Source organism: Kitasatospora sp. NPDC008115, from assembly GCF_042957205.1.
Lineage (GTDB): Bacteria > Actinomycetota > Actinomycetes > Streptomycetales > Streptomycetaceae > Kitasatospora.
The window spans coordinates 393768-415242 of record NZ_JBIBHU010000001.1 but is presented as its reverse complement, the minus strand read 5'-3'; the positions used below and the strand labels follow the sequence as shown (position 1 = coordinate 415242).

Below are 21475 nucleotides of genomic sequence, written 5' to 3'. Positions count from 1 at the left end.
ACACCATGGAAGTCACGGATCGTTCGCGACCGTGCTAACCCGGTCCGGCTCCTCCCCCCCGAGTCGGGCCGTGGATAGACGACCCCCGCTCTCCCCCCCCGGCGGGGGTCGTCGCACGTCCGGGGCCATTTTCAGGGCTTGAACGGCCGACCGTGAGGATCCGGCGGCCGGCCTCGACGGCGCCTACAGGGGGTGTCGACACCCGGGGGCAGACCCTTCATTTCGTCACTCTCCGTAGAGCATCCGTAGGACATTGCTCGGGGTCGGCTCCGGCCCCCGCCGCTTCGGGAATGGGGCCCGGACCTGCCCCGGGGAGGCTGTGGCCGATGCCGCGCTATCCGGCCGCGCCGGTATGGCGGTTCATCTCCGTGAGGCCGTTTCGTCAATTCTTTGTCCAATAGCCCCCCGTGCGGGTGAACGTTTTCGTCCACAGCCCCCGAGTTGTCCACAGGGATTCGGAAGCCGGCAGCCGGAATCCGGATCACCGTCCACCGTGATGTCCGGCAGCGCTTGCCGGCCCGTGCCGCGGGCCGGGCGAGCGCGGCTGCCGGACCGACCGGACACCAGGACGACAGGGGAGCCGCCATGACGAAGCCCATCACCGACCACGCCACCACCGGCGGGCCGGAGCCCGGCGGGCCGCTCGTCCTCACCGGGGACGACGGCCTGGCCGAGCAGCTGCTGCGGATCTGCGCGGCGGCCGGCACCGATCCGCGGCTGATCCGGGGAGCCCCGCCGCCGCGCGAGCTCTGGGAGGGCGCGTCGCTCGTCCTGGTCGGCGACGACCGGGCCGCCCAGTGCGCCGGGCTGCCCCGCAGAGCCGGGGTGTTGCTGCTCGGGCTGGACCTCGACGACGCGGGCGTCTGGGTCAGGGCCGTCCAACTCGGCGCGGAGCACGTGCTGTTCCTGCCCGACGCGGAGGCCTGGCTGCTCGACCGGGTCGCCGACGCCGCCGAGGGGGTCGGCGCCCCCGCGCGCACCGTCGCCGTGCTCGGCGGGCGGGGCGGCGCGGGCGCCTCCACCCTGGCCTGCGCGCTCGCCGTCACCGCCGCGCGCCGGGGCCTGCGCACGGTGCTCGTCGACGGCGACCCGCTCGGCGGCGGGCTCGACATCCTGCTCGGCGGCGAGACCACCGCCGGCCTGCGCTGGCCGGACCTCGCCGGCTCCCGGGGGCGGGTGAGCGGCGCCGAACTCGCCCGGGCGCTGCCCGCGCTCAAGCGGCTCGGCACCCTGTCCTGCCTGTCCTGGGACCGCAGCGACACCCTCGCGGTGCCGCCCGAGGCCATGCGCAGCGTCCTGGCCGCCGCCCGCCGCCGGGGCGGCCTCGTGGTGGTCGACGTGCCCCGGCGGCTCGATCCGGCGGCCGGACAGGCGCTGGAGCAGTCCGACACGGCGCTGTTGGTGGTGCCGGCCGAACTGCGCGCGGTCGCCGCCGCCGACCGGGTGGCCGCGTCGGTCCGGATGCGGCTCGACGACGTGCGGGCGGTGGTGCGGATGCCGGGACCCCTCGGGCTCCCCGCGCACCGGGTCGCCCGGGGGCTGCGGATGCAGCTCGCCGGGGTGCTGGAGCCGGAGCCCGCCCTGGCCGTCGACCTCGAACAGGGCGTGCCGCCGGGCATCCGGGACGGTGGGCCGCTCGCCCGCTTCTGCGGGGCGTTCCTGGACGAGGTGCTGCCGGTGCCGGCGGTCGAGGGAGGTGTCGCCTGATGGTGCGTCTGCGGAAGGCCGTCGGTGCTCCGGGGGCCGGTCACGGTGGTCCGGTGCCGCGCGAACGGAGGCTGCTGCGGAGCGTCCCGGCCCCCGGGAGCACCCCGGAGGCCGTCGCCCGGACCGAACCGAACCCCTACGGCCGGACGGCGCGGGAGGCGCGCACCGCCGCGCTGGTCGACGCCGTCCGGCTGCGGCTGGCCGAGTCCGGGGCGCCGCCGACCGCCGGCTCGGTGGCGACCGCCCTGCGCGCCGCCAGACCGCCGCTCGGCGGCGACGACGTCCTCGACACGGTGCGCTCGCTCTGCGCCGAACTGGTGGGTGCGGGCCCGCTGGACCGGCTGCTGGCGGCGCCCGACGTCACGGACGTCCTGGTCAACGGACCGGACGAGGTTTGGTGCGACCGGGGCGGCGGTCTGCACCGGGTCACCGGCGTCCGCTTCGCCGACCCGGAGGCGGTGCGCAGGCTGGCCCACCGCCTCGCCACGGCGGCCGGGCGGCGGTTGGACGACGCGAGGCCCTGGGTGGACGCCCGGCTGCCGGATGGCACCCGGCTGCACGCCGTCCTGCCGCCGATCGCCGCCGGCTGCACCCACATCTCGCTGCGGGTGTGCCGTCCGAGGCCGTTCAGCCTCGACGAGCTGGTGGCGGGCGGGGCGCTGCCGCCGCGCGGCGGCGAACTGCTCGCCGCCGTCGTGCGGGCCCGGCTCTCGCTGCTGGTCAGCGGGGGCACCGGTACGGGGAAGACCACGCTGCTCGCGGCGTTGCTCGGCCTGGTCGGTCCGGAGGAGCGGATCGTCGTCGCCGAGGACTCCGCCGAGCTGCGCCCCGACCACCCGCACGTGGTGCGGCTCCAGGGCCGCCCGCCCAACCAGGAGGGGCTGGGCGAGCTCACCTTGCGGGACCTGGTCCGCCAGGCGCTGCGGATGCGGCCCGACCGGCTGGTGATCGGGGAGGTGCGCGGGCCCGAGGTGGCCGACCTGCTCGCCGCCCTCAACACCGGCCACGAGGGCGGCACCGGGACGGTCCACGCCAACACGGCGGCGGACGTGCCGGTCCGGTTGGAGGCGCTCGGCTCGCTGGCCGGACTGGACCGCCCGGCCCTGCACAGCCAACTCCGCGCCGCCCTCGACCTGGTGGTGCACCTGGCGCGGGACCAGGGCACCGGACGTCGCCGGGTCGCCGAGATCCACACCCTGGACGGCGACCGGCACGGGCTCGCCGTCACCACCCCGGCGGTGGCGTTCACGGCGGACGGCGCCACGGTTCCCGGCCCCGGCTGGGCGCGCCTGACCGGCCTGCTCGCCGCCCGGGGAGCGGCCGTCGAGGAGGGTGCGCCGTGACGGTCGGGTGGGCGGAGGTGGTGTTCGCGCTGCTGATGGGCGGCTGTGTGGCGGGTGCCCTACTGCTGCTCGGGCCGGGTGGTGGGCCGAGGAGGCCGTCGGGTTCCCGGAACGGTCTGCGAAGTGGCGTCGGTGGGGATGGCGAGGGAGGTGGTGGCCGTGACGGGTGACGAGGCGGCGCTGTGGTGGGTGCTGGTGCTGTGCGGGGCCGCGGTGGCGGCGTGGTGCGGGCTGCAGCGGCAGGTGGCAGGAGCTCGCCGGATCGGTGCGGTGCTGGCGGGCGAGGGCGACGCCGGTGCCGACGGCGGTGGCGTCGGTGTTCGAGACGGCGGCGCGGCGGCCGCGGTCGCCCGGTGGTCGGGCGGGCTCTGGCGGCCCGTCCGGGGTGCTCCCGAGCTCCTGCTCCTGCCCGGCGGGTTGGCGGCCGGGTGGGCGACGGGATCGCCCGTTCCGGTGCTGGCGGCCGTTCTGGCCGTCCTGCCGGTGCGGCGGTGGCGGCTGCGGCGCGCGGCGGCCATCGAGGCACGGCACCGGGCGGCCGCCGTGGTGGAGCTCTGCGCCGGGCTGGCGGGCGAGTTGCGCGGCGGGGCGACGCCCGAGCAGGCGCTGCACCTGGTGACCACGCGGATCGCCGCCGACCCGGTGGCGCTGCGCAGGCTCGGCGGTGAGCCCGTCGCCCGGCTCGCCGCCGGCCGGTACGGCGCGGACGTGCCCGCCGCTTTCCGGCTGATCGCCGAACTGCCGGGCGGGAGCGGAGCGGCGGCGGTCGCCGCCTGCTGGGAGGTCTCCTCCGTCGGCGGGTCGGGTCTGGCGGCCGGGTTGGACGGGGTGGCCGAAGCCCTGCGGGTCGAGCGGGCCCTGGCGGAGGAGATCGGCGCCGAGCTGGCGGCGCCGCGCACCACCATCGCGGTACTGGCGGCCCTGCCGCTCGCCGGACTGCTGCTGGGTGCGGCCCTCGGGGCGAGGCCCTTGGAGGTGCTGCTCCACACGCCCGCAGGGCTGGCCGCCCTGGTGGCGGGCGCGGGCTTGGAGGGGCTGGGCCTGGTGTGGACCGGCCGCATCGTCCGGGCGGCCTCCGAGGGTGCCCTGGGCGCCGCCCCGGGGCGGCAGGCCGAGCCGTCCCCGGAGGAGTGGAGGTGCGGGATCAGCCGGATCCGCGCCCGGACCGGTCGGCCGAGTGACGCGTTCCGCCGGGAGGTGGGGTGCTGATGACCTGGCTGACGGCGTCGGCAGGCCTGGGGGTGCTGCTGGTCGGGGCGGTCGGCGGTCCGGCCCGGCGTGGGTGGCGGGCGCGGCGGCGGGCCGAGGCGCTTCTGGGCACGGGTGACCGGGCCCGGCCGCGGCGGGCCGATCGGCGGCCGGCGGCGCGGGGGAGTCCCGTCCTCCCCGGGTGGGTCCGGCGGGCGGCGACGGCGGTGGCGGCCGGGCTCGGGGCGGCGGCCTTCCTCGGCGGACCGGGAGGCCTGCTGGTGGGCGGACTGCTGGCGGTCGGGCTGCACCGGTGGATGCCTCGCGCGAGGTCCCCGGCGGAGCGGCGGGTCGCGCTGGAGGAGGAGCGGCTGGTGCGGCAGCTGCCGTTCACGGCCGAGCTGTTGGCGGCCTGTCTCGGATCGGCGGCCTCGCCGGCGGTGGCCGTGGCGGCGGTCGGTGCGAGCGTTGACGCCCCCATGGGTCCGCGGCTGCTGTCGACCGCGGCCGAACTCGCCCTGGGCTCACCGCCGGAGGTCTGCTGGCGCCGGCTCGGCGAGGAGCATCCCCCGTTGGCGCCGCTGGCCGGGTGCCTGGTCCGGACGAGCCTGAGCGGCGCCCCGGCGGCGGCAGCGCTCTCCGGACTCGCGAGCGGCCGGCGGGCGGAGGCCGTCCGGATGGCGCACACCCGGGTCCGCCGGGCCGGGGTGCTCGCCACGGCGCCGCTCGGGCTGTGCTTCCTCCCGGCATTCGTCCTGGTCGGTGTCGCCCCGGTGGTCATGGGGCTCGCCAGCCGTTTTTCGCACGCGATGTGACGCAACACCAAATCGAACCGATGCGAGGAGGGAAACCATGAACGTGGTGATCAAGTCCGTGGTCGTCGCCGCTTCCGGGGCGACGCGCCGGCTCCGGCCCGCGATCCGGCCGGTGCTCCGGTGGAGGAACCGGGCCCGGGGTGGCTCGGACGCGGGGATGACGACCGCCGAGTACGCGGTCGGCACGCTGGGCGCGTGCGCCCTGGGGGCCGCGCTGTACAAGGTGGCGACCAGCACGGCCGTGTTCGAGGCGCTGGCCGGCGCCCTGGACCGGGCGCTCCATGTGGCCTGACCAGCCGCTGCGGAGGCAGTGGCACCGGCGGCGACGACGGCGCGGCGACGGAGGGTTCGTCACCGCAGAGACGGCCGTCGCGCTGCCGGCGCTGGTGCTGCTGGGAGTGCTGCTGGTCTGGGCCGTGCTCGCGGCGGCCGCCCAGCTCCGCTGTGTCGACGCGGCGCGGGTGGGTGCCAGGGCGGCCGCGCGCGGGGAGGCCGATGCCGCCGGAATGGCGCGGGTGGCCGCGCCGCCCGGGGCGGAGGTCCTGGTCGATCTGGCGCCGGAGACCGTCCGGGTCACCGTGGACGCGCCCTACGGGGCACCGGGGCGGTTCGCGGGGGTGCTCACGGTGCGGCTGAGCGCCACGGCTGTTGCGGCCCGAGAGGACGTTTTGTGGGGTGCCGAGGGAGGTGCAGGACTGTGAACGGTCGGAGGGCGCCGGCGCGGCCGGTGCCGCGCCGGGCCGACACGGGGTCGGCGACGGTATGGCTGCTGGCCTGCGCGATGCTCGGTTGCCTGGTGTGCACCGCCGTGCTCTCGGTGGGCGCGGTGGTCGCCGCCAGGCACCGGGCGGAATCCGCCGCGGACCTGGCGGCGCTCGCTGCGGCCGATCGGCTGCTGCTGGACGCGGACGGTGGTTGCGGCCGGGCCCAGGCCGTGGCGGCCGTGCAGAAGGCCGTCGTGGTCGCGTGTGCGGTGGATCAGGCGGAGGACGCCGTCGAGGTGGTCGCCCAGGTGCCCGTCTCCGGGCTGCCGCTGCGCCTGCCGGTCGGTCCGGCCCGGGCGCGGGCCCGGGCCGGACCGATCAGGGCTCCGGTGGCACCGACGGACGAGGACGCGCGGGCCGCGCTGGGCGAAGCGGATCCGACCGGACAGCCGGCGCAGGGCGGGCAGCCGATGCAGGCCGGGGGTGGCTCATGAAGCTCCTGGCGAGCCCCCGCCGGTGGGCCCGTCCGCCCGTTGATCGGCCTCCCGCTTCGCCTCCTGCTCCTGCTTCGCCTCCTGCTCCGCCGTCCGGGCCGCCGCCTCGGCGCCGTCGGCCGCCTCGGCTGCGGCCTGGGCCGCCTCCACCGGGTCGGCCGTGTGCGTCGGCGCGGCCTGCCCGCCCGCCCCGGAGGGGCCGGACGGTCCGGCTGCTCCGTCCAGGCCGGTCCCGGCGGCGGCCGGGGGAGCGCCGGCGAGCAGCACGTCCAGCAGCCGGACGGCGGCCGCCTTGTCCAGCGGGTCGTTGCCGTTGCCGCACTTGGGCGACTGCACGCAGGACGGACAGCCGCGCTCGCACTCGCAGACGGCGATCGCCTCCCGGGTGGCGGTCAGCCACTGCACGGCCCGCTGGAAGCCGCGTTCGGCGAAGCCCGCCCCGCCGGGGTGGCCGTCGTAGACGAACACGGTGGGCAGCCCGGTGTCGGGGTGCAGCGGTACCGAGACTCCGCCGATGTCCCAGCGGTCGCAGGTGGCGAAGAGCGGCAGCAGGCCGATGGAGGCGTGCTCGGCGGCGTGGGCGGCGCCGGGCAGCTGGTCGGGCGGGATGTCCGCGTCGAGCAGCTGGTCCTCGGTGACCGACCACCACACGGCCCGGGTGCGCAGCGTTCGTGGCGGCAGGTCGAGCTTGCTCTCGCCCATGATCTCGCCGGTGGAGATCCGCTTGCGGAGGTAGCCGACCACCTGGTTGACCACCTCCACCGAACCGAAACTGAGCCGGCCCTCGCCCCAGTCGACGGTGGTGTCGGTGGTGAGCACGGAGATGGAGGTGATGTCCCTGGCGGCGGTCGTGTAGGGCGGGTCGGCGGGTTCGACCAGGGCGACCGAGCCCTCCACGTCGAAGTCCTGGACCAGGTAGGTGCGGCCCCGGTGGAGGTGGACGGCCCCGGTGTGCACGGTGGTGTGGGCGGCGGAGGCGTCCACGGTGCCGAGCAGCCGGCCGGTCGGCGCCTCGACGATCTGCACCGGGCTGCCGCCGCTGCCCCGAAGGTCGACGGCGTCGGCGGCCCGCTCGCGGCGGGTCCAGTACCAGGCGTCGCCGCGCCGGCGGAGCAGTCCGCGCCGCTCCAGCACCGGCAGCAGTGGTGCGGCCGAGGGGCCGAACAGCTCCAGGTCCTGGTCGGTGAGCGGCAGCTCGGCGGCCGCGGCGCACAGGTGCGGGGCGAGGACGTGCGGGTTGTCCGGGTCGAGCACCGTGGCCTCGACCGGGGTGGCGAACAGCGCCTCCGGGTGGTGCACCAGGTAGGTGTCCAGCGGGTCGTCCCGGGCGATCAGGACGGCGAGCGCACCCTGGGCCTCGCGTCCGGCCCGGCCGGCCTGCTGCCAGAGCGAGGCCCGGGTGCCCGGGTAGCCGGCCATGAGGACGGCGTCCAGGCCGGAGATGTCGACGCCGAGTTCGAGAGCGGAGGTGGAGGCGAGGCCGAGCAGCCGGCCCGATTGCAGTTCGCGTTCCAGGGCCCGGCGCTCGTCGGCGAGGTAGCCGCCGCGGTAGGCGGCGACCCGGTCGGCGAGCGGGCGGGGGAGCTGGTCCTGGGTCTGCAGGGCGACCAGTTCGGCGGCCCGCCGGGAGCGGACGAAGACGACGGTGCGGGTCTCCCGTTCGACCAGGTCGGTCAGCAGGTGGGCGGCCTCGGCGGTGGCGGTTCGGCGGACGGGCGCGCCGTGCTCGCCGACGTTCTCGGTGAGTGGGGGCTCCCAGAGTCCGAAGACCATCGGGCCGCGCGGGGAGGCGTCGTCGGTGACCGCCTCGGCGGGCAGGCCGGTGAGGCGGAGCGCGGTGGCGGCCGGGTCGGCGGTGGTGGCGGAGGCGAGCAGGAAGACGGGCGAGGAGCCGTAGCGGGCGCAGATCCGCCGCAGCCGGCGCAGCACCTGGGCCACGTGCGAGCCGAAGACGCCGCGGTAGCCGTGGCACTCGTCGACCACGACGTAGCGCAGGGTCTTGAGGAAGGAGGACCAGCGGGCGTGCGCGGGCAGGATGCCGCGGTGCAGCATGTCCGGATTGGTGAGCACGTAGGAGGCGTACTGGCGGACCCACTCGCGTTCCTCGGGCGGGGTGTCGCCGTCGTAGAGGGCGGCCCGGACGCGGGGCGGGGCGAGTTCCGCGGCCCGGCGGCGCTGGTCGGCGGCGAGTGCCTTGGTCGGGGCGAGGTAGAGCGCGGTGGCGCCCCGGCCGTTGCGCGCCTCGGTGCCGTCCAGCAGGTCGGAGAGCACCGGGCCGAGGTAGCCGAGGGACTTGCCCGAGGCGGTCCCTGTGGCGATCACCACAGATTGACCGGATTTGGCCAGGTTCATCGCCTCCGCCTGGTGGGCCCAGGGCTGCCGGACGCCCATGGCCTGGGCGGATGCCGCGATCTCGGGCCGGATCCACTCGGGCCAGGGCGCATAACGGGCGGGCCGGGCGGGAAGGTGCTCCGTATGGGTGAGCCGGTCCGACCGCCCTCGGGTGGTGGACAGGGTCGTGAGCAGTGCCTCGGGCAGGCTGTGACGCGGCGGCATGAGGACCCAGTGTGTCACCGGCGTGACGGAGAATCGTCCTAAGCCATCGTGCGGGCATGGTCGCAGGTGGTTGAATGTGGCCGTGACGGCCGTACGGCCGGGGGTCGCAGCGCTGAGGCTTGCCACGCACTGGCTGGGTGTGCCCGGAGCTCGCGACCATGCGGTGACGGCCGTCCGGCCGAGGATCGCAATGACGTAGCAAGGCAAGGTGCTGGAGGTTCCGTGGACCTGTCCCTGTCGACCCGTACAGTCGGCGATCGCACGGTCGTCGAGGTTGGCGGCGAGATCGATGTGTACACCGCCCCGAAGCTGCGCGAGCAGCTGGTCGAGCTCGTCAACGACGGTAGCTACCACCTCGTCGTCGACATGGAGGGCGTGGACTTCCTGGACTCCACCGGCCTCGGCGTGCTGGTGGGCGGTCTGAAGCGGGTGCGCGCCCACGAGGGCTCGCTGCGCCTGGTGTGCAACCAGGAGCGCATTCTGAAGATCTTCCGGATCACCGGTCTGACCAAGGTCTTCCCGATCCACAACTCGGTGGACGACGCCGTCCAGGCGACCGACTGATCCGCAGGACCGACTGACCCGGCCGGGCCGGCCCTTGGCGGCCGGTCCGCCCGATCCCTATGCGTCCGGAGGAGCCGGGGCCAGGTGCCCCGGCCCGTCCGGCCGTCCCAAGGCCGGTCGCCGCCGGCCCGCAGGGGCCGTGAGCCCGGCCCCGGTCGGAGCACCCCGAGGGGGAAGAGATGGCAACCGTCGAACTTCGATTCAGCGCGCTTCCCGAGCACGTGCGAACGGCCCGGCTGGTAGCCGCGGCAGTCGCCAGACGAGCCGGGGTCGACGAGTCGGTGCTCGACGAGGTGCGCCTCGCCGTCGGCGAGGCGTGCTCCCGCGCAGTCGGTCTGCACCGGCGCGGGGACGTCAAGGGCGCCGTGCGGGTCGCACTCATCGACCAGAAGAAGCGTTTCCTCATCGAGGTCGAGGACGAGGCCGGCCTCGACACCGTCCCGACCGCCGGCACGGCGGACGGCGCCGAGCCGGACGAGGACGCCCTCGGCCTCGCGGTGCTCACCGGGCTGGTCGAGGACCTGGAGGTCACCGCCGGCGCCGGCGGAGGACTGATCCGGATGAGCTGGCCCGCCTCGGTGGACGCGCTCGCGCTCTGAGCGGCGCGGCGCCGCCCGGAGCGGCGGGCGACGGGCGGGAGCGGGCCCGGACAGGCACCGGGCGTCGAACGGCGGACGTGTAGGTTCGCAGTTCGACGACCGAAACCGAAAGGGCTTCTCCCGGTGAACAAGCGACTGCTGGCCGTACCCGTGCTCGGGGCGCTGCTCGCGTTCGGCGCCGTCGGCTGCGGCGACGACAACAGCAAGCAGCTGGAGTCCTGGGCGGCGAACGTGTGCGGCGCGGCCAAGGACCCGATCGCCCAGGCGCAGACCGCGCTGGCGGACACCGCGCAGGTGAAGACCGGCGAAGTCCCGGCCGACCTCCAGAAGCGCCTCTCGGCGGACATCGGCCGGCTGGCCAAGACCAACCAGGACATCGCCGCGGCCATCGACGGGGCCGGCGCCCCCAAGGTGGACGACGGCGCGACCCTGCAGAAGGACACCGTCGCCGAGCTCAACAAGGCGGCCGACGGCTACCTCGACATCCAGAAGAAGCTGGACGCGCTCGCCGTCGACGACCAGTCGAAGTTCGCCGACGGGCTGCGCAGCGTGGGCGACCAGATCCGCCAGCTGTCCGCCCTCTCCACGCAGGCGCAGGGCAAGCTCCAGCGCGGCGAGCTGGGCGCGGCGATGGCCAAGCAGGAGGGCTGCAAGCCGGGTTCGGCCGCCCCCGCCCCGACGGCCGGCCCGACCGACGGCGCGGCGGCCACGCCGACGGACGCGCCCACCGGCGCGCCCACCGACACGGCCACGGCGTCCGCCACGGACGCCGCGAGCCCGGCGGCGGGCGACCCCGCCGCCCAGACGCCGACCACGCCGGCCCCCGCCCCCACGGCGAGCTGACCGGCCGCACTCCCGATCCGGCACGCCCCGCAGGACCCGAACACCGTACGACCCCGCGCCCCGCAGGACCCGAACACCGCGCGACCCCGCACGCCCCCGCACCCCCTCGGCCACGGCCGAGGGGGTCGTCGGCGTGGCGGAGAAGGCCAGGAGGGGACGGCGGAACGGGCGGGCGCGGAGGGCCGCGCGGGGGACAATGGCGGGGTGATCAGTAGCCCCGCTCTCGACCCGACCCGCCTCGCCAAGCTGCGCGAGGCGCTGCTCGCCGCCTCGTACACCGCCGACGGCTGCCTGAATCTGCTCGGGCCCACCGGGTACGCGGCGCTGGCCCGCAGCGAGGCGGTGCCCGCGCTGCGCGCGACCCGCGGCGGCAGCCCGCTGGAGACGCTGGTGCGGCTCTTCCTGCTGCAGCAGCCCGTGCCGTACAAGGCGGCCGCCGCCGCGCTGCCGGTGGAGGACTGCCTGGCCGACGGCTGGCTGCGCCCGGACGGCGAGCTGGTGCGCGCCACCGTGGACATCCGCCCGTACGCCAACGAGGTCGCCGGGCTGCCGGGTTCGGACGCCTGGGTGGTCTCCGACCTGGGCTGCGCGGTCGGCGGCGCGGGCGGGATCGGCTCCGGCGAGACCGCGCACGGCGTGGCCCGCAAGGACCTGGTGCTCGGGGTGGGCGGCGCGTCCACAACACTGGCCAACATCACGGTGCGCCGGCCGGTCGGCTCGGTGCTGGACCTCGGTTCCGGCTCCGGGGTGCAGGCGCTGCACGCCGCCCGGCACGCCCAGCGGGTGACCGCCACCGACCTCAACGCACGGGCGCTGCGCTTCACCGAGCTGACCCTGGCGCTGTCCGGCTTCGACAACACGGAGACCGCCGCCGGCAGCCTCTTCCAGCCGGTAGGGGAGCGGCGGTTCGACCTCATCGTCTCCAACCCGCCGTTCGTGATCTCGCCGGCCGGCCGGTTCACGTACCGGGACGGCGGGATGGCCGGGGACGACCTCTGCCGCAGCCTGGTCCGCTCGGCCGCCGCCCACCTGGAGCCGGGCGGCTACTGCCAGCTGCTGGCCAACTGGCAGCACGTCAGGGGCGAGGACTGGCACGACCGTCTCTCCGGCTGGGTGGCCGGCACCGGACTGGACGCCTGGATCGTCCAGCGCGAGGTGCAGGACGTCGCCCAGTACGCGGAGCTCTGGCTGCGCGACGGCGGCGACCACCGCGGCCCCGGCGGCGACTACCGGGCCCGGTACGGGGAGTGGCTGGACGCCTTCGAGGCCGGCCGGGTCGAGGGCATCGGCTTCGGCTGGATCACCCTGCGGGCGAGCGGCGCCGAGCGGCCGACCGTCCGGGTGGAGGAGTGGCCGCACCCGGTGGAGCAGCCGCTCGGCCCGCACATCGAGGAGTGGTTCGACCGGCAGGACTTCCTGCGCACGCACGACGACGCGGGCCTGCTGGCGGCGCGGTACGTGCTGGCCGACGAGGTCGTCCAGGAGCAGGTGGGCGCCCCGGGGGCGGAGGACCCGGAGCACGTGATCCTGCGGCACAACCGGGGGATGCGCCGGGCCACCAAGGTGGACACGGTGGGCGCCGGCTTCGTCGGGGTCTGCGACGGGACGCTGTCGGCGGGCGAGATCGTCGATGCGATCGCCCAGTTGCTGGGCGAGGACCGGGTGGTGCTGCGGGACCGCGTGCCGGAGTCGCTGCGGCTGCTGACCGAGCAGGGGTTCATCCGCCCGGTGGCCTGAAGCTGTCGGGCCTCCGGTTCACTTCACGGATTCCCCCGGTTCGTCGGCCGTTCGCCGAAGATCCGCCCCTCGTTGGTCCCGGCCTGTGAGGCTCTGTCCACAGGCTGTGGACAGGGCTGGGGGCGGCTGGGGTGGAAACGACGACGGCGACGGTGGGGGGCGCGATATTCGCCCTCCTCGGCGGCGCACTCCTGCTCTGGTGCGCCGCCGAAGTGCGCCTGCGCCACCGAGTGCGCCGTCGAGGACGGCCGGCCGTCGCGACGGTGGTCGCCGAAGCCGACGCACACGGTGAACTCGACAGCGCGCCGCTGCTCTCCTTCTCCACCGAGCCCGCGGCCGTCGGGACGAACAGGGGCGGGGCGCGCGGCGTCGGTGCACACGGCACCGTGGGCCTGGGCGTCGAGGCGTGTGAGCTGGTGCTGACCCGTCCACGCGGCCACACCCCGCTGCGCCGCCCGGCCCGGCTCGTGCCGGGCACCTCCGTCCGGATCGCTTACGACCCGCGCCGCCCCGGCATCGCGGTGCTCGCACCGGAGGAGAACGGCTCGCGGACCGTCGTCGCCGACCTGCTGTGGACGGCGCTCGGCCTCGGCTGCCTGGCCGCCGGCGCACTCCTGCTGCTCGTCGCCGGTTAGCCGGTCCCTGCCCGTCCTGCCCGCCCTGCCCGCCCCGTCCGACTCCTGCCCGCCCTGTCCGGCTCCTGCCCGCTCCCTCGCCGGTCCCCGCCCCGGGCCCGTGCGCTCCCGGAACAGGCGCGATCCGGGGGCGGATATTCCGTTGACAGATTTTGAAATCCGTCATTCCATCCTTCGAAACCCGCCGAAGCCCCCCTCCGCAGGGCGCGATCCGTCGCGCTCGGGTTACCGTTCGAGTGGCGTCGGTCGGCCTTGCCGGTGAAATTGCGGGATCCGTCCGTTTGACAAGGGTGGCCGGGGTACGGTCACACTCCGCTGGTGGGGTCGTCGTACAGCGGCAGCCCCGGGACGGTGGAGGGGTCGGGCGGAGCGCAGCCCGTGCTGCCAGCGCCGACCAGCTCACGTAACGACCGGGAGAGAAGAGCGAAGGTGTCCCCGAGCAGCGAGACCGCGCACGGACAGCGACTCGTCATTGTCGAGTCGCCGGCCAAGGCGAAGACGATCAAGGGCTACCTGGGCCCCGGCTACATCGTCGAGGCGAGCGTCGGGCACATTCGCGACCTCCCGAGCACGGCCGCCGAGGTCCCGGACAAGTACACCGGCGAGGTGCGCCGTCTCGGCGTGGACGTGGACCACGACTTCGCTCCGATCTACGTGGTCAACGCGGACAAGAAGTCCCAGGTCAGCAAGTTGAAGTCGCTGCTCGCGGAGTCCGACGAGCTCTTCCTCGCCACCGATGAGGACCGCGAGGGCGAGGCCATCGCGTGGCACCTCCAGCAGGTGCTCAAGCCCAAGGTGCCGGTGCACCGCATGGTGTTCCACGAGATCACCAAGACCGCCATCCAGGAGGCGGTGGCCAACCCGCGCCAGCTGAACCAGCGCCTGGTCGACGCCCAGGAGACCCGCCGCATCCTCGACCGCCTGTACGGCTTCGAGGTCTCGCCGGTGCTCTGGAAGAAGGTCATGCCGAAGCTGTCGGCGGGCCGCGTGCAGTCGGTCGCGACCCGGCTGGTCGTCGAGCGCGAGCGCGAGCGGATGGCGTTCCGCTCGGCCTCGTACTGGGACCTGGTCGGCACCTTCGGCACCGGCCGGACCCCGGCCGACGCGGCCAACCCGGAGACCTTCGGCGCCCGGCTGATCGCGGTCGACGGCAAGCGGATCGCCAGCGGCCGCGACTTCGGCCAGGACGGCCGGCTCAAGGCGGGCAGCGCCAACACCCTGCACCTGGACGAGCAGGCCGCCCGCGCGCTGGCCGCCGCCCTGGAGCAGACCGCGTTCTCGGTGCGCGGCGTCGAGTCCAAGCCGTACCGCCGCTCGCCGTACGCGCCGTTCCGCACCACCACGCTCCAGCAGGAGGCCAGCCGCAAGCTGGGCTTCGGCGCCAAGCGGACCATGCAGGTGGCCCAGAAGCTGTACGAGAACGGCTTCATCACCTATATGCGTACCGACTCCACCACGCTGTCGGACACCGCCGTCGCCGCCGCCCGCGCGCAGGTCACCCAGCTGTACGGCGCCGACTACCTGCCGGACGCGCCGCGCACCTACGCCTCCAAGGTGAAGAACGCGCAGGAGGCGCACGAGGCGGTCCGCCCGTCCGGCGACCGCTTCCGCACCCCCGCCGAGACCGGCCTGAGCGGCGACGACTTCAAGCTCTACGAGCTGATCTGGATGCGCACCGTCGCCTCCCAGATGAAGGACGCGGTCGGCCAGTCGGTCACCGTCAAGGTGGGCGGCCGGGCCGCCGACGGCCGGGACGTCGAGTTCTCCGCCTCCGGCAAGATCATCACTTTCCACGGCTTCCTCAAGGCCTACGTCGAGGGTGCCGACGACCCGAACGCCGAGCTGGACGACCGCGAGCGCCGGCTGCCGCAGGTCGCCGAGGGCGACCCGCTGGCCGCCGAGCAGATCACCCCGGAGGGCCACGCCACCAAGCCGCCGGCCCGCTACACCGAGGCCTCGCTGGTCAAGGAACTGGAGGACCGGGAGATCGGCCGCCCCTCCACCTACGCCTCGATCATCGACACCATCATCGGCCGCCGCTACGTCTTCAAGAAGGGGACGGCGCTGGTGCCGTCGTTCCTCTCCTTCGCCGTGGTCAACCTCCTGGAGAAGCACTTCGGCCGACTGGTCGACTACGACTTCACCGCGAAGATGGAGGACGACCTCGACCGGATCGCGGCCGGTGAGGCGCAGTCCGTGCCGTGGCTGAAGCGCTTCTACTTCGGCGAGGGCGGCGAGGGCGCGGCCGCGGGCGGCGCCGCCGAGGCCGGCAACGGCGACGGCGACCACCTGGGCGGCCTGAAGGAACTGGTCACCGACCTCGGCGCGATCGACGCCCGGGAGATCAGCTCGTTCCGGGTCAGCGACGACATCACCCTGCGGGTCGGCCGCTACGGCCCGTACGTGGAGCGCGCCTCCGAGGTCGAGGGCGAGCCCGGCCAGCGCGCCGACATCCCCGACGAGCTGCCGCCGGACGAGCTGACCGTCGAGCTGGCCGAGGAGCTGCTGGCCCGTCCCAGCGGCGACTACGAGCTGGGTCCGGACCCGGTCAGCGGGAACATGCTGGTCGCCAAGGACGGCCGCTACGGCCCGTACGTCACCGAGATCCTGCCCGAGGGCACGCCCAAGACCGGCAAGAACGCCGTCAAGCCGCGGACCGCCTCGCTGTTCAAGACGATGGCGCTGGACACCGTCACGCTGGACGACGCGCTGAAGCTGCTCTCGCTGCCGCGCGTGGTCGGCGTCGACCCGGAGGGCGTGGAGATCACCGCGCAGAACGGCCGCTACGGCCCGTACCTCAAGCGCGGCACCGACTCCCGTTCGCTCACCGGCGAGGACCAGCTGTTCACGGTCACGCTGGAGGAGGCGCTGGCGATCTACGCCCAGCCCAAGCAGCGCGGCCGGGCCGCCGCCGCGCCGCCGCTCAAGGAGCTGGGCACCGACCCGGTCAGCGAGCGCCCGGTGGTGGTCAAGGACGGCCGGTTCGGGCCGTACGTGACCGACGGCGAGACCAACGCGACGCTCCGCAAGGACGACGCGGTCGAGACCATCACGCCCGAGCGCGGCTACGAGCTGCTCGCCGAGAAGCGGGCGCGCGGGCCGGTGAAGAAGACGGCGAAGAAGGCCCCGGCGAAGAAGGCGGCGGCCAAGAAGACCGCGACCAAGACCGCCGCCAAGAAGACCACCACGGCGGCCAAGACGGCGGCGAAGAAGACCACCACCGTGAAGAAGGCCGCCACCAAGACGGCGGCGGCCAAGAAGACCGCGGCGAGCAAGAGCGCCGCGGGCAAGACCACCGCCACCGACGAGGGCTGACCCCCGGTCGGTCGCACCCGGGCCCGCGTCCGCCCCGGCGGCGCGGGCCCCGGCCGTGTCCCGGCCGTGTTCCCAGCTGTGTTCCGAGCTGCTCCCGAGCCGCTCCCCCGAGCCCTGCCCCGAACCGGGGGCAGCGCCGGGGCAATCGGCGGGGCACGGGCGTGACAGGGGCGTACGCGGATCGTCACAACCCGGTGGCGGCGCCCTTCCGGAGCCGCGCTCCCCTCTTTTGCCCCATGCCCCGACCGCTACGCTGACCGTATGACGAGCGAGGAGCAGCCCACCCCCAGCGCCGCGGCGGCCGCCGGCACCGGCACGCCCGATCGGCCGGAGACCGCGCCCGCCGGAACCGCCGGCGAGCGGATCCGGGCGCTGCTGAGGCTGCGCCCCTACCGGCGGCTGTGGACCACCCAGCTGATCGGCGGCACCGCCGACCGGCTCGGCCTGCTGGTGCTGATCGCGCTCACGGTGATCGCCGCCGTGCTCGGCGGGCCGTTCGGCGACCCGCCGCGCAGCCTGCCGCTCGCCGTCGCCGCCGTCCTCGCCACCCGGCTGGCCGCCACCGGACTGGTCGGCGCCGCCCTGCTGGGCCCGGTGCACGGGCTGCTCAGCGGCAAGCTCGACCGGCGCTGGACGCTGTTTGGCGCCGACGCGCTGCGCGCCGTGCTGATCGGCATCGCCCCCTGGTGGATCGTCTGGCTGGGCTCCGGCCCCGAGCCCTCCGGCGCCGCGACCTGGGTCCTGCTCGCCACCGTCTTCCTGACCGGCGCCGCCGAACGGGTCTGGGCGATCGCCAAGGCCGCCGCCGTCCCCGCGCTGCTGCCGCCCGCCGACGTGTACGCCCCGGTGGCCGAGCGGCGCCCGTCCGCCGCCAACCTGGCCACCGTCCGCACCCTGGACCACCGCACCGGCTGGGCCACCGTGCCGCTCGCCGCCACCGCCCTGATCGCGCTCACGCTGCTCAACAACGTCTGCGCGGCGCTCGGCTCGGACTGGCTGCGCGCCCACCAGACCACCTTCGCCGCCCTCGGCGCGGCCGCGCTGTTCGCCGTCTCGGCCGCGCGGGTGCACCTCCAGGAGCTGCCCGGCGGTCCCGTCCGGGTGCCGCCGGTCTCGCCGCTGCGCGGCCTGCGGGCCCCGACCGACGCGACCCCCGGCCCGGCCCTGGCCAAGGGCCGCACCGGCTCCGCCCCCTACTTCACCTTCGCGGTCTGCGCCGGGTACGCCACGATGGCCGGCGTCGCCGCGCTGGCCCTGCTGACCGCCGCCGAGCACCGCGCCGGGCCGATCGGCTACGGCCTGCTGGTACTGGCCGCCACCGGCGTCCCCGCGCTCGGCGTCCGGCTCACCCGGGCCGTGCTGCCCTCGCTCTCCCGCCGCCGGCTGCTCGCGCTCGCCCTGCTCACCGAGGGCGTCGCGCTGATCCTGGCCGGCCTGGTGCTGGACTTCGTGCTCGTCCTGCTGCTCACCGTGCTGGCCGCGCTGGCCGCCGGAGTGGTGGTCTCCACCGGCCGCACCCTGCTCTCCCAGGAGGTCGAGGAGGTCCGGCTGCCGCAGGTCACCGAGCACCTGTACGCGGTGCTGCGGGCCGTGGTCGGCGCCGCGCTGGTCGGCGTCCCGCTGATCGCCGCCGCCTACGGGGACGTCGAGTACGGCACGGTCGAGCCCGGCTCGTTCACCTTCATCCACGGCGGCGCGGCCCTTGCGGTCGCCACCGCCGGACTGCTCACCCTGGTGCTGGCCGCCGTCGTGCTGCTGCGCACCGATGACCGGCGCGGCACCGTGCCGTTCGGCAGGGACCTGGCCGACGCGCTGCGCGGCGCCACCGGCCCGGCCCCGCACCGCGCGGGCACCGGCTTCTTCATCGCCCTGGAGGGCGGCGACGGCGCCGGCAAGTCCACCCAGGCCCAGGCGCTCGCCGAGTGGATCCGCGGCAAGGGCCACGAGGTCGTGCTGACCCGCGAGCCCGGCGGCAGCCCGGTCGGCCAGCGGCTGCGCAGCCTCGTCCTGGACGTCGGCAACACCGGCCTGTCGCACCGCGCCGAGGCCCTCATCTACGCGGCCGACCGGGCCGAGCACGTCGAGAACGTGATCCGTCCGGCGCTGGCCCGCGGCGCGGTGGTCATCACCGACCGGTACATGGACTCCTCCATCTCCTACCAGGGCGCCGGCCGCGACCTGGCCGCCACCGAGGTGGCCCGGATCTCGCGCTGGGCGACCGGCGGGCTGCTGCCCGACCTGACCGTCGTCCTGGACGTCGACCCGACCCGGGCCAGGGAGCGGTTCACCGAGGCGCTGGACCGGCTGGAGTCCGAGCCGACCGAGTTCCACCAGCGGGTCCGCTCCGGCTTCCTGTCGCTGGCCGCCGCCGACCCGGCGCGCTACCTCGTCGTCGACGGCAGCCAGGCCCCCGGCGTCGTCACCACCTCGATCCGCCACCGGCTCGACCGCGAGCTGCCGCTCTCCGAGCAGGAGAAGGCCGCCCGGGCCGAGCAGGAGCGGAAGGCGGCCGAGGAGGCCCGCCGCCGGGCCGAGGAGGAGGCCCGCAAGCGCGCCGAGGAGGAGGCCGCCGAGCGCAAGCGCCAGGAGGTGCTGGCGCAGCTGCGGGCCGAGCAGGCGGAGAAGGAGCGGCTGGCCAAGGAGGAGGCCGAGCGGGCCGCCGCCGAGGCCGCGCGCAAGGCTGCCGAGGAGGCCCGGAAGAAGGCCGAGGAGGAGGCCCGCCGGCAGGCCGAGGAGGAGGCGAAGCGGCGCGCGGAGGAAGAGGCGCGCCGGGCCGCCGAGGAGGCCGAGCGCAAGCGACTCGCCGAGGAGGCGGCCGCCCGGGCGGAGCTCCAGCGGCAGCGCGACCTGGCGCGCGAGGAGCAGCGGCGCCGGGCGGAGGAGGCGCTGCAACGGGCCGAGGAGGCACGGCTGGCGCAGGCCGCCGCGCTGGCCGCTGCCGCCGCCGCGGCCGCCGAGGCGGCGGAGCGCGCGGGCTCGGCGGGTGCGGGCGGTGCGGGCGCTGCCGGGGAGGCGGCGACCACCGAGCTGCGGGCCGTGCGGGGCGACGGGCCGGCGGATCCGCGGACCGGGCACGGCGGCGACGTGACCCAGGAGCTCTCGCTGCGGGGCCGGGGCGCCGGCGCGGCGGATCTCACGGCGACGGCGAAGCTGCCGGTGGTGCCGGAGGACGGGCCGGCGGCCGACGAGACGGCCGTGCTGCCGCGGATCCCGGCGGAGGACGCCGACCGCACGGCGGTGCTGCCCCGGGTCGGCGCCGAGGACCGCCCGGCCGAGCGCACCCGCGAGCTCCCGGTGATCGACCCTGAGCAGGACCGGCCCGCCGCCGACCAGCGGCCCCGCCCGGACTGGGCGGAGGAGACCCCGATGGACGACCTGCCGAGCCTGACGGACACCCTGCTCGGCTCGCGCGAGGAGTGGGCCCACTGGGACCGGACCGACCGTCCGGGTCCCGGTGGCACCGGCGGCCGGGGCGACGGCGGCGGTGAAGGCGGTCAGGGTGACCAGGGCGGTCAGGGCGAGGGCAAGGGCAAGGGCCGGCGCTGGGGCCGCCGGGGCTGACCGGCCCCGGCCGGCCGGCCGCCCGTAGGGCCCGGGCCCGTCGTAGCCGCCACGTATGCTCGACTGCTGGAGCGGTAGTCCGTAGCGAGCTTGGGAGCAGCAGTGGCCGTCTGGGACGACCTGGTGGGCCAGGACCGGGTGGTCGAGCAGCTGACCGCCGCCGCCCGGGCGGCCGGGGCGATCGTCGGCGCCGGGCGCGGCGCCGAGCCGGAGGGGGGCGGCAACGCCTCGCTGATGACGCACGCCTGGCTGTTCACCGGGCCGCCCGGTGCCGGCCAGACCACCGCGGCGCGGGCCTTCGCCGCCGCGCTCCAGTGCACCAGCCCCGACCTCGCGCTCGGCGGCACGCCAGGCTGCGGCTTCTGCGACGGCTGCCACACCGTCCTCGCGGGCAGCCACGCCGACGTGAAGTACGTCCGCACCGACGGCCTCTCCATCGGCGTCGGCGACATGCGCGACCTCGTGCTGCGCGCCTCCAGTTACCCGACCGGCGGCCGCTGGTCGGTGATCCTGGTCGACGCCGCCCACCGGCTCACCGAGGCCGCCGCCAACGCGCTGCTCAAGGGCGTGGAGGAACCGTCCCCGCGCACCGTCTGGCTGCTCTGCGCCCCCTCCGTGCAGGACGTGCTGCCGACCATCCGCTCCCGCTGCCGCCTGCTGGTGCTGCGCACCCCGGCCGCCGACGCGGTCGCCGACATGCTGGTGCGGCGCGACGGCGTCGAGCCGCACACCGCCCGGCTGGCCGCGCTGGCCGGCCAGGGCGACGTCGAGCGCGCGCGCCGGCTGGCCGTCGACGACCAGGCCAGGACCCGGCGCACCGACGTGCTGCGGATCCCGCTGGAGGTGGGCGACATCGGCGGCTGCCTGGCCGCCGCCCAGCGCCTGGTCGACACCGCCAAGGCCGACGCCGAGGCGCTCGCCGAGACCCAGGACGCCAAGGAGACCGACGACCTCAAGGCCGCGTACGGCGCGGCCGAGGGCGGCAAGGCACCGCGCGGCATGGCCGGAGCGGTCAAGGAACTGGAGAAGCGGCAGAAGAGCCGGGCCACCCGGACCCGCCGCGAGACCCTCGGGGTCGCCCTGCTGGACCTGCTCGGCTTCTACCGGGACGTCCTCGCGCTCCAGCTCGGCTCGACCGGCGTGCTGGCCAACGAGGACCAGCGGCAGGCGCTGGACCGGGTCGCCCAGGCCGGTCCGCCGGAGTCCACGCTGCGCCGGATCGAGGCGGTGCTCGCCTGTCGGCGGGCGCTGGACCGCAACGTCGACCCGCTGCTCGCCGTCGAGGCGATGACGGTGGCGCTGCGCGCGGGCTGAGCCTTCCCGTCGGGACTGAGCCGCCTACCGGGGCTGAGCCTCCCACCGGGGCTGAGCTTCCCGGCCCCGGCGCGGCATCCCACCTTCGAGTGAATGTGCG

Annotated in this window: 16 protein-coding genes; 15 read left to right on the top strand and 1 reads right to left on the bottom strand. The window is 75.7% G+C overall.

What is annotated here, in order from left to right; genetic code table 11:
- The first annotated feature begins 585 nt into the window (after window positions 1–585).
- The 7 genes from ssd to ACFZBX_RS01745 all read left to right on the top strand — a co-directional run bounded on the left by ssd (window position 586) and on the right by ACFZBX_RS01745 (window position 6251).
- Entirely contained in the window at window positions 586–1707 is a 1122-nt protein-coding gene (gene ssd, locus ACFZBX_RS01775) for a septum site-determining protein Ssd (protein ID WP_391530804.1), read from the top strand.
- Between the two features lie 53 nt (window positions 1708–1760).
- A complete protein-coding gene (locus tag ACFZBX_RS01770) occupies window positions 1761–3050 on the top strand; it encodes a TadA family conjugal transfer-associated ATPase (protein WP_391530802.1) in 1290 nt (429 codons plus the stop codon).
- A gap of 159 nt (window positions 3051–3209) precedes the next feature.
- Window positions 3210–4259: a type II secretion system F family protein gene (locus ACFZBX_RS01765; protein WP_391530801.1), complete on the top strand. Its 1050-nt coding sequence runs from the start codon at window positions 3210–3212 to the stop codon at window positions 4257–4259.
- Window positions 4259–5053: a type II secretion system F family protein gene (locus ACFZBX_RS01760; protein ID WP_391530800.1), complete on the top strand. Its 795-nt coding sequence runs from the start codon at window positions 4259–4261 to the stop codon at window positions 5051–5053. Before ACFZBX_RS01765 ends, ACFZBX_RS01760 begins: the two co-directional genes overlap by 1 nt.
- Before the next feature lie 37 nt (window positions 5054–5090).
- Window positions 5091–5345: a DUF4244 domain-containing protein gene (locus ACFZBX_RS01755; protein WP_391530798.1), complete on the top strand. Its 255-nt coding sequence runs from the start codon at window positions 5091–5093 to the stop codon at window positions 5343–5345.
- Complete coding sequence (locus ACFZBX_RS01750; RefSeq protein ID WP_391530796.1) at window positions 5335–5754, top strand: TadE family type IV pilus minor pilin; 420 nt, start codon at window positions 5335–5337, stop codon at window positions 5752–5754. Before ACFZBX_RS01755 ends, ACFZBX_RS01750 begins: the two co-directional genes overlap by 11 nt.
- On the top strand, window positions 5751–6251 hold the full coding sequence (locus ACFZBX_RS01745) for an Rv3654c family TadE-like protein (protein ID WP_391530795.1): 501 nt from the start codon (window positions 5751–5753) through the stop codon (window positions 6249–6251). Before ACFZBX_RS01750 ends, ACFZBX_RS01745 begins: the two co-directional genes overlap by 4 nt.
- On the opposite strand, the gene ACFZBX_RS01740 is transcribed toward ACFZBX_RS01745, so the two are convergent.
- Entirely contained in the window at window positions 6246–8807 is a 2562-nt protein-coding gene (locus tag ACFZBX_RS01740; protein ID WP_391530794.1) for a DEAD/DEAH box helicase, read from the bottom strand. The genes ACFZBX_RS01745 and ACFZBX_RS01740 overlap by 6 nt on opposite strands.
- A 222-nt stretch (window positions 8808–9029) precedes the next feature.
- Between ACFZBX_RS01740 and bldG the strand changes: the two genes are divergently transcribed.
- From bldG to ACFZBX_RS01700, 8 genes are all read left to right on the top strand, one after another.
- Window positions 9030–9371 carry an anti-sigma factor antagonist BldG gene (gene bldG / locus ACFZBX_RS01735; protein ID WP_344342978.1) on the top strand — a complete coding sequence of 114 codons (342 nt, stop codon included), beginning with the start codon at window positions 9030–9032 and terminating at the stop codon, window positions 9369–9371.
- A gap of 179 nt (window positions 9372–9550) precedes the next feature.
- A complete protein-coding gene (locus ACFZBX_RS01730; RefSeq protein WP_391530793.1) occupies window positions 9551–9970 on the top strand; it encodes an ATP-binding protein in 420 nt (139 codons plus the stop codon).
- Window positions 9971–10093: 123 nt separating this feature from the next.
- Window positions 10094–10813, top strand: a complete 720-nt coding sequence (locus ACFZBX_RS01725; protein WP_391530791.1) for a small secreted protein — start codon at window positions 10094–10096, stop codon at window positions 10811–10813.
- A gap of 204 nt (window positions 10814–11017) precedes the next feature.
- On the top strand, window positions 11018–12550 hold the full coding sequence (locus ACFZBX_RS01720) for a methyltransferase (RefSeq protein WP_391530789.1): 1533 nt from the start codon (window positions 11018–11020) through the stop codon (window positions 12548–12550).
- Window positions 12551–12702: 152 nt separating this feature from the next.
- Window positions 12703–13185 (top strand): DUF3592 domain-containing protein, encoded by a 483-nt coding sequence (locus tag ACFZBX_RS01715; protein WP_391530788.1) that lies wholly within the window; start codon window positions 12703–12705, stop codon window positions 13183–13185.
- A 429-nt stretch (window positions 13186–13614) separates the two neighbouring features.
- Complete coding sequence (gene topA, locus ACFZBX_RS01710; protein WP_391530786.1) at window positions 13615–16500, top strand: type I DNA topoisomerase; 2886 nt, start codon at window positions 13615–13617, stop codon at window positions 16498–16500.
- Between the two features lie 261 nt (window positions 16501–16761).
- Window positions 16762–20061, top strand: a complete 3300-nt coding sequence (gene tmk, locus ACFZBX_RS01705) for a dTMP kinase (RefSeq protein WP_391530785.1) — start codon at window positions 16762–16764, stop codon at window positions 20059–20061.
- A gap of 102 nt (window positions 20062–20163) precedes the next feature.
- Window positions 20164–21375 (top strand): DNA polymerase III subunit delta', encoded by a 1212-nt coding sequence (locus ACFZBX_RS01700; RefSeq protein WP_391531043.1) that lies wholly within the window; start codon window positions 20164–20166, stop codon window positions 21373–21375.
- The last annotated feature ends 100 nt before the right edge of the window (window positions 21376–21475 follow it).